At 38.8% G+C, this 15,121-nt stretch carries 10 protein-coding genes; 4 read left to right on the top strand and 6 right to left on the bottom strand.

Features of this window, described 5'->3' with window-relative positions; all coding sequences use genetic code 11:
* Positions 1-45: 45 nt before the first annotated feature.
* On the top strand, positions 46-1,482 hold the full coding sequence (locus FL972_RS07285) for a sulfatase (protein WP_250161310.1): 1,437 nt from the start codon (positions 46-48) through the stop codon (positions 1,480-1,482).
* Between the two features lie 47 nt (positions 1,483-1,529).
* Here the strand turns inward: FL972_RS07285 and FL972_RS07280 are convergent, their stop codons facing one another.
* Positions 1,530-3,800: a PAS domain-containing sensor histidine kinase gene (locus FL972_RS07280; RefSeq protein WP_144604384.1), complete on the bottom strand. Its 2,271-nt coding sequence runs from the start codon at positions 3,798-3,800 to the stop codon at positions 1,530-1,532.
* Between the two features lie 688 nt (positions 3,801-4,488).
* On the opposite strand from FL972_RS07280, the gene FL972_RS07275 reads away from it, so the two are divergent.
* Positions 4,489-4,797 carry a hypothetical protein gene (locus tag FL972_RS07275; protein ID WP_144604383.1) on the top strand — a complete coding sequence of 103 codons (309 nt, stop codon included), beginning with the start codon at positions 4,489-4,491 and terminating at the stop codon, positions 4,795-4,797.
* Positions 4,798-4,887: 90 nt separating this feature from the next.
* Here the strand turns inward: FL972_RS07275 and FL972_RS07270 are convergent, their stop codons facing one another.
* Together FL972_RS07270 and FL972_RS07265 are read right to left on the bottom strand one after the other, a co-directional pair.
* Entirely contained in the window at positions 4,888-5,568 is a 681-nt protein-coding gene (locus tag FL972_RS07270; RefSeq protein ID WP_144604382.1) for a response regulator transcription factor, read from the bottom strand.
* Positions 5,565-7,109, bottom strand: coding sequence for a sensor histidine kinase (locus tag FL972_RS07265; protein ID WP_144604381.1), 1,545 nt, complete (start codon positions 7,107-7,109; stop codon positions 5,565-5,567). The genes FL972_RS07270 and FL972_RS07265 overlap by 4 nt, the downstream gene beginning before the upstream one ends.
* Before the next feature lie 205 nt (positions 7,110-7,314).
* Here FL972_RS07265 and FL972_RS07260 point away from each other — a divergent pair, with 205 nt between their 5' ends.
* The gene (locus tag FL972_RS07260; protein ID WP_144604380.1) at positions 7,315-8,154 is read left to right on the top strand and encodes a GLPGLI family protein; all 840 of its coding nucleotides are present in this window, start codon (positions 7,315-7,317) and stop codon (positions 8,152-8,154) included.
* A 120-nt stretch (positions 8,155-8,274) separates the two neighbouring features.
* A complete protein-coding gene (locus FL972_RS07255) occupies positions 8,275-10,950 on the top strand; it encodes a carboxypeptidase-like regulatory domain-containing protein (protein WP_144604379.1) in 2,676 nt (891 codons plus the stop codon).
* A gap of 4 nt (positions 10,951-10,954) precedes the next feature.
* On the opposite strand, the gene FL972_RS07250 is transcribed toward FL972_RS07255, so the two are convergent.
* The 3 genes from FL972_RS07250 to FL972_RS07240 all read right to left on the bottom strand — a co-directional run bounded on the left by FL972_RS07250 (position 10,955) and on the right by FL972_RS07240 (position 15,040).
* Positions 10,955-11,419 (bottom strand): GlcG/HbpS family heme-binding protein, encoded by a 465-nt coding sequence (locus FL972_RS07250; protein WP_144604378.1) that lies wholly within the window; start codon positions 11,417-11,419, stop codon positions 10,955-10,957.
* Positions 11,420-11,560: 141 nt separating this feature from the next.
* On the bottom strand, positions 11,561-12,145 hold the full coding sequence (locus tag FL972_RS07245) for a YceI family protein (protein WP_091654843.1): 585 nt from the start codon (positions 12,143-12,145) through the stop codon (positions 11,561-11,563).
* Between the two features lie 105 nt (positions 12,146-12,250).
* Positions 12,251-15,040, bottom strand: coding sequence for a PQQ-dependent sugar dehydrogenase (locus tag FL972_RS07240; RefSeq protein WP_144604377.1), 2,790 nt, complete (start codon positions 15,038-15,040; stop codon positions 12,251-12,253).
* Positions 15,041-15,121 lie beyond the last annotated feature (81 nt).

Genomic DNA, 15,121 nt, shown 5'->3' with positions numbered 1-15,121 from the left:
TGATTATATAAAGGATGATAAATGGTAAAACGGTATTTTAATTGTATGGATGGTAAATGGGTTTGGACTTTTCTTCTTTTGATTCTTTTGATTTCATGCGCTAAGCCCAAGGAAGAACCACTGAATATTATTTTAATCCATGTGGATGATTTAGGCTGGGCAGATATTCAGCCATTTGGTTCTGACTTTTATGAAACACCCAATTTAAACCGACTTGCTCAGGAGGGGACTCTATTTACGAATTCCTATGCAGCAGCTGCGATTTGTTCACCTACCAGAGCCGCACTTTTAACCGGGAAATATCCAGCAAGATTAGGGATTACAGATTGGATTCGGGCGAAATTCCAAGGCTATTCTACTTCCGGTGAACTTGGAGAATACGAAGAATTTGAGGGAAGACCTTTGGAAACTCCCAAGATTCAGGGTTACCTCCCATTAGAGGAGGAGACTATCGCCGAACGAATGAAAAAACTAGGATATCATACACTACACTTGGGAAAGTGGCATTTAGGAGAGGAAGGATTTCATCCCGAGGATCAAGGATTTGATGTGAATATAGGAGGTAATGATCTAGGGCAGCCACCGAGTTATTTTGACCCTTATCAAGCTGCGCAGCCGAGAGAGTTTTATGAAATGAAAAATCTACCTCCTCGAGAAAAAGGGGAGTTTTTGACGGACCGGGAAAGCGATGAATTGGTCCAATTTATTGAGAATACGGAAGGCCCTTTCTTTGTGCATTGGGCTCCTTATGCAGTTCATACACCGATCATGGGGCCTCCTGATTTGGTGTCTAAGTATGAAGAAAAAGAAAAGGGAGTTCAAAATAATCCAGAGTATGCAGCCTTGATCGAAAATCTCGATTTCAATATCGGGAAGTTGATGGAGTACTTAAACGAGAAAGGACTGAGAGAAAATACGCTATTGATTTTTACCTCGGACAATGGAGGTTTGATAGGAAATCCGGATAAGCCTGTTACAGTAAATTTGGGTCTTAGGTCTCAAAAAGGTTTTCCATATGAAGGCGGAATTAGAGTTCCGACCATTGTCAGCCTTCCGGGAATTATCCCTCAGGGTAAGGAAATTGAAGTCCCGATCATAACGATGGACTGGATTCCAACAATTTTGGAATTTGTAGGTCTTAAATCATCTGATTCAGAATTGGAGGGAAAAAGCTTAAAAGGGCTTCTTACAGAGAAAGGGGAACTGGCAGAAAGAGATTTGTTTTGGCATTTTCCTCATTATCGGGAGACTACTGTCATTCCTTATTCCATAATTCGCTCCGGAGATTGGAAATTGATCCATTATTATGAAACCGGTATGGATGAGTTATTTAATTTGGCTAATGATCGAGAGGAAAAAAATAATCTTTTCAATGAAGAGTCGGAAATAGCAAATGAACTTCAGGCAAAGCTTGATCAATGGTTAATTGATACGAAGGCAAGAATGCCTATTGAAAAGAAAAATGAATCAGAAGAAATTTAATCTGTTCTCGCTAAGGAGGACAAAAGGGGCAATAAGAATTTTGCCCCTTATTTTTTGAATGTGAATGTGAAGGTAGACCCTACATTTATCTCTGATTTGACTTTAATCTCACCTCCCAAATATTCTACAGCTTTTTTGACAATAGCCAATCCTATTCCGGTTCCTTCAAATTTATCTTTTGTGTGAAGTCTTTCGAAAATGATAAATATCTTTTCATAATACTCAGGAGATATTCCTATGCCATTATCTGAAACCGAAAACTGCCAATGGGTTTTTAATTCCTTACAATCAATATGAATTATTGGGGTTCTTTCAGGATGAGCATATTTAATTGAATTTGATATCAAATTCATCAAAATCTGAAAAAGAGGGGTTTTGAAAGTTTGGATTGTAGGAAGCTGATCGTATGTGATTTTTGCCGCTTTAGTCTGGATGATTTTTTTGAGGTAAAGCTGAATTTCTTTGACAAGTTTTTCTATAGAAAGATTCATCTTTGATTCGTCAGGGCTGCCTACCCTTGAATGTTCCAACAAATCCAAAATAATCCGCTGCATTTGCTTTGCTCCTTCTGTAGCAAATGAAATGTATTTTAAGGCCTTTTCGTCTAATTTATCCCCATATCTTTTTTCCAGTAAGCCCATGAAACTAGAGATCATTCTCAGGGGCTCTTGCAAATCATGAGATGCAATAAAGGCAAAACGCTGAAGCTCCTGATTGGAGAACGCTAATTCCCGGATATGAAGCTCCAATTTTTCATTCAAACTTTTAAGGGATCGCTCGTATTCCTTTTGATGGGAAATGTCTTGGATGGAGCCTACTACCCTGGTAATGTATCCTTCTTTGTTTCTAAGGAAAATTGCCTTACTGACTACATAAGTGTAGATGTCATTCTTTTTCTTAAACCTGAATTCATCCAGCCAATTGGCTTTGGTAGGATCAGGAGTCAGGTATTCCTGGATTTTTCGGGATACTCTTTCCTGATCATTAGGATGAATGAGTTGAATGAATTTTTTGAGTGACATTTCAGAAGGAACATATCCAAACAGCTTGAAAAAGCCATCACCACAGTGTAAGCTTTCTTCCCTGAAATCATAATCCCAAATTGCTTCGTTGGTAGCTTTGGTTACCAATTCGTACCGCTCGATATTTTCTTCTATCAACCTTTTGGACTCTACCAGTTCTCGGATATCCTGTCCTATACCCAAAATGCATGATTTTCCTTGATATGGAATGAGAGATGCAGAAAAATGAACCGGAATTTTTCTACCATCTTTGGTTTGAATCTCCATGAGGACTTCGTTTCTATCTTCCTCAGCTACCTTTTTAATTTCCTCTAAAATCCGCTTCTGATCCTCCTTTATGAAAAAATCATCCGTTTTCATTTCTCTTATTTCCAGATCTGAATAACCGGAGATTAACTCGATATTATGATTCCATAAAATAATTTTCCCTTTTAAGTCAAAGAGAAAAAAGATCCCTGGTAATTTGTGTAGAAAAGATTGGTTGAGAGCTATTTCCTCCTGTAAAGCCTTAGTGATATTTTTCTCACGGGTAATATCAACCATCATCCCCTGGAGTTTTACTGGTTTTCCATTTTCAATGACAACTTTGACCCGGTCATTCAGCCAGATGATTTTTCCATTTTTTTTAACAAATCTGTAATCGAAAGAATGGTCTTTTTGCTTTTGAGTTTGAATGTGACAAAAGTTAATTGCTTCTTCACGATCATCTGAGACGATGTGCTTTTGCCAAAATTCAGGGTCATTCAGCCATTCCTCTCTTGTAAATCCAGTGATTTTCTCTACCTGGGAGCTAATAAAAGTAAATTCAAAAGTTTGCGCGTCTGCTTCCCAAAAAATACCATCTAAATTTTCAAACAGAGATTGATTGGTTTCAACTGCAGCTTCCAATTCCCTCTTGGTTGATAAAATTTCTGTGATATTTCTAAAGGCTCCACAAAGAATTGTTTCACCAGTTGAATTATTTTTAATCCATTTTGCTCTCGAGATTACCCAGATAGGGGTTCCATCTTTCTTTAGAAGCCTTTTCTTGATATTATATTCTTTGGAGCTATGAAGTACATCATCCAAATGGTCAATAGCCCTCTTTCTATCTTCAGGGTGAATTACAGAAAGACCTTTTTCGAAAGTTAACTCAAACTCATTCGGTTGATATCCCAGCATCTTAAATACACCTTGGGACCAAGACAATTTGTTTTGTTTGGTATTTAGCTCCCAAGTGCCAGATTGGGTTAATTCTTCCAACAACTGTTTTTGAAACTCTAAGTCCTGATTGTCCTCGAAATATGAATTTTCCATAGGTTTAAGAATTATACAGAAAAATAATATTTAAAAGACAAAATTGAATTCAAGCATATTTTTACTCAGAAAAGGATGGAATTTGCTTCTCTACTTCAATTCACTCAAATTGTTATCCTCTGTTATTAGTGAAAGAAATTTAAAAAAAAAATTTTCTTTACTAGGTTTTACGTGACGCAAAAGAAATGGTAAATGGAAAGATTAATATATTGTCTGATTATCCGCAATCATGCTAATTGCCGTATTTTCTTTGTTTGACTTATTGGAGGCTTGACTTCACTCAGCATGGGCGACGGATGACCCAGCCACGGCAGGCAAGCGAAGCTTTTGGATTCATTTGGGCTTAGATTTGGCAGTAATTTCTTTTTGTTGGCAAGAAAGCGGATATACATTTAATATATTTCTCTTAAATTACAGTTAGTTTAAGGTAATAACAAATATGCCTGATAATTATTAATTCAATCAAATTCCTGTTGTTAAATCAAAATAATCTGCAACTAGCTTAATATCAATCCCTTCTCTTAGGGATATTCAATATCTGAAATTCCAAATCATTCTGCCGCATTTGCGAAGCTTGTTGCTTTGATATACATGCTGGGGACAGTGAAAAGTTACTCAAATCTTCCGTTTACTCTATTTAATACCTGTTTTTAGTTTAGCGAAAACTGTAAGCATTAGCATCAAAGTGATGAAAAAATTATCCAAACACTTGGCTTTTAAAATTTTAAAAGAGGCATTTCTGAGAAATGGCTATCTCAGGATAAAAGATAGTTCAAAAGTTGAGAAACTTGGGTCTCAAAAATATAAACAGGGCTACGAAGTAAGGATTGTGACCAAGAATGAAATAGAATTGGAACGAATTCGGACGGCTATTTCTTCATTGGGTCTCTATGCGGCCAAACCATTCTTTAAAGGAAATCAGATTGTACAACCCATTTATGGTGAGGAGATTACTAGGAAATTTGAAAAGCTTAAGCCAAAAAAAGAACTGTCTTAATGTTTTGAAATATAGGTTTCTAGTGAATTTTAAGGAATAGTTTTTTTTAGAAACCTTTCCAAAGCTTCAAATTTCGAAAAGTTGAAATACTTAACACACCAACTTAAACCCGTACCCCCGTATATTCAAAATTTGAATTTCCGGATCGGCTTGTAATTTTTTTCGGAGCTTGGTGATAAATACGTCCATGCTGCGGGCATTAAAAAAATCGTCTGAACCCCAAATTTGATTCAGAATAAGTGTTCGGTCGGTAATGTCATTGGCATTTTCCAACAGCATTTGCAAAAGTTGACTTTCTCTGGCGGTTAAAGGACATTCTGAACCCTTAATTCGGAGAATTTGCTTGGTTGGGTGAAATTCATATTGACCAATTGGGAGCCAATCATTCTGATTTTTTCGGGTTCTTAGTCTGTCAAGATGAGCCTTGATACGAACGATTAATTCCTCCATGCTAAATGGTTTACGTACATAGTCATTGGCTCCTAAGCCAAAGCCTTTGACCACATCTTCAGTCTGACTTTTAGAGGTCAAAAAAATAATCGGGGTATAGGGATCAATTTTTCGGATTTCTTCCGCTAAAGAAAACCCATCCTTTTTAGGCATCATCACATCCAATATCATAATGTCAGGCCTTGAGGATTGGTAACTTTCCCAAGCCTTTTGTCCGTCCTCGCAGAGTCTTACCTTGAAGTCACGACTCTCCAGACTTTCCTGTATAATCATGCCTAAAGCCAGCTCATCTTCAGCTAATAATACTTGAATTCTACTCATGGCCAATAGGTGATAAATGTAGTGGAGTTTTTTCCTGTCAAGAGCTCTATTTTTCCTTCATGCTTCTCTAGGATCTTCTGAACATAATATAGTCCTATCCCGAAACCTTTCACATCATGAACATCTCCTTTCGGTATCCTGTAAAATTGTTCAAAAATCCGGTTTTTTTGATCTGCTGCAATGTTTCCTCCATTGTCGTGAATTCGAATCTTATGCATGCCATTTTGATCAATTCCTAATAGAATCTCATTCCCTCCATATTTCACAGCGTTATCCAAAAGGTTGGAAATTACATTTTCGAAGTGAAAAGCATCCGCCCAAATTGGTTTAAGCTGTACGGGCAAAATCAAGTCAATTTTCTTTTCAGGAGCTATTGTCTGAAATTTTTGGATCAATTGCCTCAATAAAGGCTCTGGGTCGATTGCCTCTTTTTTGACAATCAGCTGATCAGTATCTAAGGTGGCTGTTTCTAATAATTTTTCGACCATCTGATTGAGCTTGTGCATTTGCGACTTGGATATTCCCAAATAGCGTCTGTTCTTTTCAGGGTCATTGGCCGGATTAAACTGTTCAATCCCTTCAATGGCAGAAAGGGTAGTGGCAATAGGTGTTTTGAATTCGTGGGTGATATTACTAATCAGATCTTGCTTGATTTCTGCTATTTCTTTCTGGTTTTTGATGGTTTGGTATAGATAATATAAGGCAAAGCCAATGATTCCCAGAAATAGCAAGGAAGTCAATACTTCGAGCATTCCCCTTTTTAGAACAGTCAGTGCCGTATTTTCAAAATACATCTCCAAACTTTGTCCCGGAGGAAGGAATGTGGATCTTGAAACCGTCTTGAAAGGCATGGTCGGAGTGTTAGAGACAAGCAGGCTGTCTTCTTTTTCATTTCCAGTCAAATGAATTAATCGATAATTGATATCAATACCTTTTCTGTCCAACTCTTCAAATAAATAGGCATTGATTTTTTCAAAATCTAAGCTATCTCTAGTAATGGAAATGATGATTTTACTAGTCAGAAATTCCAAGCGGTTGATACTGTCTGCATTACTTTTTCCCATGAAAATCCTGAGCTCGTTCTTTTTATCCATGCCCATACTTCGACCAGAGTCTAGTAAAACAATATTATTCAAGCTGTCTTTTTGGTCGGAAGACTTCCATAGGAATGAGTCCAATCCTCCTTTCTCAACATTCTCAAGAGCCTGAAAAAGTTCTTTACTCTGGCCGACTCGATCTAAAAAGCTCCCCAAAGTGTCCAGTTTCTTGATTCTCAAATGTTGTATCTGTTGCTTGACGTTTCCAGAATCTGTATCGCTTTTACCCTCAGATCTCATATCTGTCAAGGTAATGACATCTGTTTTCGCCAAGTCAGCATAGTAGTTCTCCACAGCATTGTCCAAACTTTGCTGGATTTCAGACACTAGCTGCTCTTGAATCAGCAGAAACTGGTTGTAGTTTCTCCAAACCTGAATGCCAATGCTGACCAGTAAGGTGAAGACTATTAAAAAACCTATGCGCTTGAATTGTAACTTTTTCATCTGTTAGAAATTTGTTGTTCAAACGCCAGATGGAATCTCGCATTTTGAAAATCAATCCATTGTGGAAATTTAGTTTTATTCGATTTCACAGTGCTAAAATAGAAGCATTATTAAAGTTAAAAAATGACTGTTAACACTCGTTAACAGTGCTTAACTCAATGTTTTTGAGAGTATTTATTGATTTGTGAGCAAAACAAAAAGAACTATGAAAACCAAATCATTACTATTCACGGCCTTCTTTTCTTTCTTTTTACTGGGAAACTTAGTGCTGGCCCAAGGCTTAACAGGAAGGGCTTTTTACAAATCCAGTTCCCAGATAAAGCTATCCATGGATTCCACTAAAATAAACCCTGAGCAAATAGCAGAGATCCAAGCTCAATTGAAGAAACAAATGGAAAGAGACTATGTATTGTCTTTTACTCCATCCGAATCAAACTGGAAGCAAGTAGAAAGTTTGGGAGGCGGACCAGCTACTGCGTCTTCCGGTGGAATGCAAATTATGATCAATACCGGAAGTCAGGATCGTCTACTTTATAAAAACCTGGCAGAGCAAACTTACATTCAAGAGCAGGAAATGATGGGGAAAGATTTATTGATCAAAGATAATCTTGAACCTGTAGAATGGGAGTTGACCGGAGAATCCAAAAAAATAGGGAATTACCAAGCTCAAAAAGCAATTTATGCTCGAATCATTGACTCACAGAGATTTTCCACTGGAATGACTGAAATGGAATCTGTGAAAGACACGATTCAGGTAGTTGCTTGGTTTACTCCGGAAATCCCCGTTCCACATGGTCCTGAAAATTATTTTGGTCTGCCTGGACTTATTTTGGAATTACAGAGTGAGGGGAGAACGCTTATTTGTGAAAAAATTGAATTGAATCCCTCCAAAGAACCAGTCGAAATTCAGATCCCAAAAAAAGGAAAAGAAGTCACTAGAGAAGAGTTTAGAGCTATGCAGGAGGAAAGCATGAAGCAAATGATGAACCGCTATCAAGGTAAGCCCGGAGATGGGAATCAGTTTACGATTCGAATTGGGAATTGATTTGAGAAGCAAGATTCTAGACGCGAGAGACTAAACGCTAGAAATAAGATGTGATACTTTAGACTATCTTCTAACTAAACTCATCCAGCTTTCTGATTTTATACATCATACTTAACTAAAATGCTTTTTTCTAAAAGATTACTTCTTTTTGCCTTTTTCATTGGACTGGCACTCTCAGCATATGGTCAAAGCAAACCCCTTATTGGGCAAGTACTGGACTCGCTGAATCGCCCCATCCCTTATGCGAATGTAGTGGCTATTAATCAGAGCACTCAAAAAATCGGCGGCTTTGGAATTACCAATGCTGAAGGAAGGTTCAAAATTACGCTTGCCGAAGGTCCTAGCTATCTCTTGAGAGTCTCTTTTGTAGGTTACGTTCAATTTGAATCAAACATCAGTGAATGGGATCCGGGAAAATCACTCAATGTGACACTTCAGCAAGCTGATACAGAGTTGGGTTTAGTGGAGGTGGTGTCTGAGCTTCCAGTGACTATGAAAGGGGATACCTTAACCTATAAAACAGATGCTTTCACCACAGGTACGGAACGAAAGTTAGAACATGTATTGGAAAAACTTCCGGGTTTTCAAGTGGATGAAAACGGGGAGGTAAAGGTGCAAGGCAAAAAAGTTGACAAGGTCTTGGTGGATGGGAAGACTTTTTTTGACGGGGACACCAAATTAGCCACTAAAAATCTGCCGGCTAATGCAGTCGATCGAGTTCAGGTGCTGAAAAATTTCAATGAAGTATCACCTATCAGAGGCTTGGATACCAATGAAACATTGGCTTTGAATATTCAATTGAAAGAGGGAAAGAAAAACCTTGTTTTCGGAGACTTGACCGGAGGAGCGGGACCGGAGGAAAGATATCTAGGACATGTAAATGCTTTTTATTATGCTCCGAAATTAAATGTGAATTTGATAGGAGGAAGTAATAATGTGGGAGAGCAGACTTTCACATTGCAGGATTATTTCAGGTTTAGTGGAGGAATTTCTGGTTTGAGTTCCAGATCTGGTTCAAGAGTTCAGCTAAATTCAGAAGATTTGGGGATTCCTTTAGCAAATAGAACCAATGCTTTTGACTTACAAAGTACGCTAGGAGCATTGAATCTAAACTATTCCCCAAGCAAAAAATGGAGGCATTCGGGGTTTTTGATAGCATCGACTTCAGCCAATCAACTGGGAAGCAATTCACTGAGAACCTACCTAAATTCAGGCGAGGATACCCAAGAGCAATTAAACTCTTCGAGCTTTGTTGAAAACAAATCCGGATTGGCTAAGTATGCATTGACCTACACTCCGAAAGAGGAAACTTATCTGAAGTACAGTTTATTCGGAAAACTCTCCGAAATAAGCAACTCAAATGACTTGAATTCAAATTTTGGAGAAATCAATCAAAGAATTGACTCGCGTAATACCCGAACACCCTATGCTTTGCAGCAAAAGTTAGAGTGGTATCACGCTCCCAGTGAACGTCATGTGTTTTCAACTGAACTCAATTGGGAAAGTAAGTTTTCTGATCCACTTTTTGATTTGAATACCAATCTCAAACCTCTGCTGGGCTTATATCCAATTGCAGATGCAGAAACTTATAGGTTGCTTCAGTCTCAGGAGATTACCACGAACACTTGGGAGGCTGCTTTCAATTACTATTATATCCTGAATCCAACCAATCATTTGAACTGGACTTTAGGCTATCAGAATTTCTCTCAAAATCTGATTGGCCAATTGGAGCAGGTTGGCTCCGAGGAGACTTTTTCTGATTTTGAAAATGAAAATGAGTTTGGACTTCAGGACGGGTATGTAGGGATGACTTGGAAAACTAAATGGAATAAATGGGTTATAAGTCCCACGCTTAATCTACACCAGTATGCTTGGAGAGATTTGCAGTTAGATAATGAACAAAATTTCAATAAGCTATTACTGCTTCCTTCACTGTATGCCAAATGGAATATTCGTTCCAATAAATCCTTAACCTACAGATATCTGACTGAGGCGAATTTTATGGATATCCAGAAATTAGCTAGAGGCTTTGTGCTTCAGGATTATAATGCACTTTTTCAGGGAAACCGAATTTTGGAAAATGGCCTATTTACAACTCATAATCTGAATTATTCCCATTATGATTTTTTCAGTGGGTTGAGTGTTTTTGGCAACCTGAATTATATCCGGAAAAGGGATGATATCATCACCAATACCGACTTTGCAGGAATCAATAGGTTACTGAGTTTAGTCAATGCGACTCCTGTCAATGAAAGCCTGAATGGAGATATCAGGGTCGATAAATCTTTGAACAAACTCAAATTTGAGGTAGGTGGAAAATGGAATTCTTTCAGCACGAATTTATTGCTGAATGATTCTCCTGTTAGGAACCAGCAGTTTTCTCAGACTTATGATACGCGATTGACCAGTACTTTTTTCAAGGTTTTGGAGGTAGATTTGGCTTATTCTTTTACCTCTAACGTTTACAATTCCGGACCAATAGAGAACACATTTATCACCCATAGTCCTAAAGTGAAAATAGACCTTGATATTTATAAGGGCTTGAAATTGAATGCGGATTATACTTATAACACGTATTTGAACAAGGTTTCGCAAACTCAGAGCGATTTTGATTTTCTCAATGCTTTTCTAAGTTATCAGGGTCCTAAAAGTCCTTGGGAATTGAAGCTCTCAGTTTGGAATATTTTGGACACCCGATCAATTAGAAGAGATAGCTTTTCAGAAAATCTGATCAGTACCTTTTCGTATCTGGTTCAACCTAGGTATGCGCTTATTACTGTGAAGTTTGATATTTAAATAGCTATTGCCCAATAGAAGCTAATCCGGCTGCTGCGATGATGCCATCTTGGGCAGAGGTGACTCCTGATATTCCTATGGAGCCTATGCAAAAGCCATCTTTAAAAATTGGTAATCCTCCTTCAATGCCCACTGCATTGGGTAAGGTAGCTATTCTGCTTCCGCCCTCTGCCTTCATCAAGTCTTCAAAAACCTTGGTTGGGCGCTTGAAATACACGGCGCTTTTGGCTTTCGCCTGAGCAACTTCAATACTGCCGACTTGCACCCCATCCATACGCCTCAGAGAAATCAAGTTGCCTCCATCATCTAATATGACTATCACTACATTCCAACCTTCAATTTGGGCTTTTGCCTGGGCGGCTTCTGTGATTTTCAATGCATCTTCCAAGCTAAGGAAGGGTTTGGTTTGATTTTGTGAAAATGAAAGAATAGGAAGTAATAAGGCGAAAGTAAAGAGTAAGTTTTTCATGATGCAGGGATTATTGTTTGTATCAATTTAAGCAAAAATTTGGCAGGGATTCTATTTGTCTTCGAAGCGCATGTTGATTCAGGTTCAACGAAAAAAGGCCCGAGAAAACTCAGGCCTTTTGCTTTAATTCAATTGTGGTAATCAGATACTAGCTACTAGTTTTACTTTTAGGTTGACATCGTCATAAATCAACTTGTCAGCCAGATTTTCAAAGTAATTTCCTGATCTGAATTTGATGTCAAATTTTGTTCTGTCAAAAGTGATATCGCCTTCAGCTGTTAGTTTATTTCCTGAAGTAGAGACTTTCGCAGGGAAACTGATGGGTTGTGAGATACCCTTGATGGTCAAATTTCCTGAAATCACGTAATCTTTCCCATTACTACTTTTTGCATCAGTGATTTTAAAAGAGGCAGTATTGAACTTCTCCACTGAGAAAAAATCATCTGATTTTAGGTGATTGGTCAGATTACCTTTGGATTTTGGATCGGTAAGGTCTTCAACAGTTAAGTTGACCATATCCATTTCAAAGGATCCTCCTGTGATTTTTCCGTTGGAATAGTCTAAGGTTGCATCCGCTATCGGAACATAGCCCCAATGTTCTCCGGTTACCTTGGCAGCTTTCCACATGACTGAACTCTCAGATTTGTTGACAGTTGCAGGGGCAGTATTTTTTTCTGTTGGGAAAAATACTGCTAAGCTTAAAATGATGGCAATGATACTTTTCATGAATTGTGGTTTTTAGGATTTGATTCTTGTTAGACTCTTTTTTCTCTTGTTGGTTTAATGAATTCAGAAAATTGTCTGATTTTTTATTTTTTTGGACTTGCAGCCTTATTTGATGAACTGGATTTCATTAATTCCCATCAAAATTTCGTCTCCTTTCACCTCAGGGTTTTTGAAGACGAAATAAAGCTTTTGTTTACCTGACGTTGGTTTAATGCTCACCTGGGCACGATTAGCATTTTCCCTTCTCCAAAGGATAGGATCAACTCCTTCCGGTGGACGGAATCCCATTTCTTTGACTCCAACTTTATTGGAAGTGCCCAGAAGTTCTCCGTTTGCTGAGCCGAGTCTGACTTCTACTATTCCGCCAGCTGCTCCATTTCTGGTACTCACACTGACATGAAGATCGATTTGGGTGATACCTGTGAGATCAATATTATCCAAGGCAAAAGAAGAATTATCCCCAGCCATCAAGAAGCTTACTCTTGGCGTAGTCAATAGTTGAACGCCCTTTCTTTCTACCGATAATTGAGGGTCAAGGTAAGGGTTTCGCAAAGCCACATAGTCAACCGAAGATAACGGAGGTGCTTTGGAAGATCCTTTATCTGTATAGGCTGCTCTCAGTAAGAATCCTCCTTGTCCATTATCGCCCTCAGGGATCATGGGTTGTACTTTTCCATTTAAAGGAAGGGAAGCCACCGTAGCTTGCGCATCATCCATACTTAGGATGAAATCCACCATTCTCTTGGCATCTGCCTCACTCAATTGCGGATGTGCGCTCATGGCATGTTCTCCCCATACTCCAGCTCCACCATTGATAATTTTACCTACCAAATAATTTGTGTTTTCAGGAGAATTAGGATACTTGGCAGCCACAGCTTCATAGCTAGGACCTATGGAAGTCTCCTTGTATTGATGACAGGATTTACAATCGCTTCCTTCAATGAGGTTTTTTCCAATAGTCAATGAAGCCAATGTTTCAGCACCACTTTGTTTAGAAGCTATTTCAATTGGATCAAAGCCTTCTGGTACATAATCAAAAGTAATGGCCACTTCGGCTTCTTTAATTTCTCCTGATTGAGTATCTCCATCTTCCAAGTCTTTTACACTTACTTGGTAGTCTAATTCTTTTTCTCCAAACCAGAAGGATTGGTTGATGCCATTCATGGAAATTTTCACTTCCGGAATATCATTTCCTGCCACAACCTCCAGTTTTTGACTGTTTTGGGCTCCTTTAGTGTCTGTTACCACTAATTCGATTTCATAAACTCCAGCTTGATCGAAAGTAAATGAAGGGTTAGGTCTGTTAAAACTTTCCAGAACTTTGCCCTCAGAACTGATAGTCCATTGGTAAGCCAACTGATTTAAGTCGTAATCATCATAATCATTGGTTCCTTCTGAGCTGAAATTAACAGTCAGAGGAACAGCGCCAGCGAGACGGTCTGCAGAAGCAGTGACGTTTGGTTTTCTATTCCCTGCATTGTATTCAATTTTTATAAGACGGGAATTCGCATTTCCTCTAAACCAGGCACTACCATATTCCAAGACATACAATGCACCATCCGGACCAAAGTCCATATCGATTGCAGAGCTGAAATTTTCATTCGGTAAAAAGCGCTCCATGCTTTGGTAATCGCCATTTTCATCCATGGTCACAGCCATGATCCAGCCTCTCATAAAGTCCACGATCAACCACTTTCCTTCATAATAGGCAGGGAATACAAATGGAGCATTACTTGCAAAATCAGCCTTTCTAAATACTGGCCCCCCTGTGGCAGATCTGCCTGAGCTCCCTAGCATAGGGAATTCTTCTGAAACGCCATATGGGTAGTAAATCATGGCAGGAATTACAGGAGTTGGTAATTCTCTCAATCCAGTATTATTCACTGATTCATTGACAGGTTTATTCACGTCATAGGGAGCACCATAAGTACCGGCTTCATGATCGTGGCGGTTGTAGGGGAAGTTATTTCCAATAAAATAGGGCCAACCAAAAAATCCAGGACCTTTGGCCAGATTGAACTCATCATATCCTTTGGGGCCCCAAATGGAATCCACTGATGCATCCGGGCCGACTTCACCCCAATAGAGGTATCCTGTTTTACTATCCAAAGTAGGTCTCCATGGGTTTCTATGTCCCATGGTATAGATTTCAGGTCTGGTTTTTTCTGTTCCCGGAGGAAATAAGTTTCCTTCTGGAATAGTGTAGCTTCCATCGTCCTCAGGATGAATTCTCAAAATCTTTCCTCTAAGATCATTGGTGTTTCCAGGTGCACGCTGATCATCGGAGCTCTCCATACCAGGGCGCTCATCCAAATTGGAAGATCCTTCTCTAGGGTTGACTGTATTGTTTCCTACGGTAAGAAACAGATTTCCTTCTTCATCAAAAACCATCCCTCCACCGGTATGACAGCATTCTTCTCTTTGGGTTGGGACTTCGAGAACAATCTTTTTACTGGATTCTACCAGTTCATTTCCTTTCAGCTCCCATCTTGCCAATACGTGTTTGGGTTCATCTGGATCTGCATAGTACATGTAAATCCAATTGTTTTGAGCATAGTCAGGATGTGCGATTACGCCCATTAATCCTTCTTCAGCTTCCCTTACGCGTCCTTCTTTGTTGGTGTATTTTGTATTTACCGGTATAGTCGCTACCAGAGTTACTTCCTTGGTGTTCTCATCAAAAATTTTGACCCCACCTTTTCTTTCAACAAAAAGGACTCGATTACTGGGTAGGAATGTTATTTCCATAGGCTCGTCCATGCCTTCCGTCAAAACAACCTTGGTAAAACGATTGTCATCCGGCTTGATGCTGGGATCTTCTTTGGGTCCACAGGAGAAAATAAGTGAAATCAATAAGAGTGATAAACTCAGGTTTTTGATGTGATTGAAATTCATAAGGTTTTGAATTCAGGTTGAGAGTTGTTGGGCAATTTAAGTGTAAGTATCTCTATTATCTCATTTTGAAAAAATAGAAAT

This window comes from Algoriphagus algorifonticola (assembly GCF_007655305.1).
GTDB lineage: Bacteria > Bacteroidota > Bacteroidia > Cytophagales > Cyclobacteriaceae > Algoriphagus > Algoriphagus algorifonticola.
This window is presented reverse-complemented; position numbering and strand designations above follow the sequence as displayed.

Coding starts and splice junctions, on each gene's coding strand:
- FL972_RS07250 (WP_144604378.1), bottom strand. CDS start 11,419: ATGAAAAACTTACTCTTTACTTTCGCCTTATTACTTCCTATTCTTTCA.
- FL972_RS07260 (WP_144604380.1), top strand. CDS start 7,315: ATGAAAACCAAATCATTACTATTCACGGCCTTCTTTTCTTTCTTTTTA.
- FL972_RS07245 (WP_091654843.1), bottom strand. CDS start 12,145: ATGAAAAGTATCATTGCCATCATTTTAAGCTTAGCAGTATTTTTCCCA.
- FL972_RS07270 (WP_144604382.1), bottom strand. CDS start 5,568: ATGAGTAGAATTCAAGTATTATTAGCTGAAGATGAGCTGGCTTTAGGC.
- FL972_RS07255 (WP_144604379.1), top strand. CDS start 8,275: ATGCTTTTTTCTAAAAGATTACTTCTTTTTGCCTTTTTCATTGGACTG.
- FL972_RS07285 (WP_250161310.1), top strand. CDS start 46: ATGGATGGTAAATGGGTTTGGACTTTTCTTCTTTTGATTCTTTTGATT.
- FL972_RS07265 (WP_144604381.1), bottom strand. CDS start 7,109: ATGAAAAAGTTACAATTCAAGCGCATAGGTTTTTTAATAGTCTTCACC.
- FL972_RS07275 (WP_144604383.1), top strand. CDS start 4,489: ATGAAAAAATTATCCAAACACTTGGCTTTTAAAATTTTAAAAGAGGCA.
- FL972_RS07240 (WP_144604377.1), bottom strand. CDS start 15,040: ATGAATTTCAATCACATCAAAAACCTGAGTTTATCACTCTTATTGATT.
- FL972_RS07280 (WP_144604384.1), bottom strand. CDS start 3,800: ATGGAAAATTCATATTTCGAGGACAATCAGGACTTAGAGTTTCAAAAA.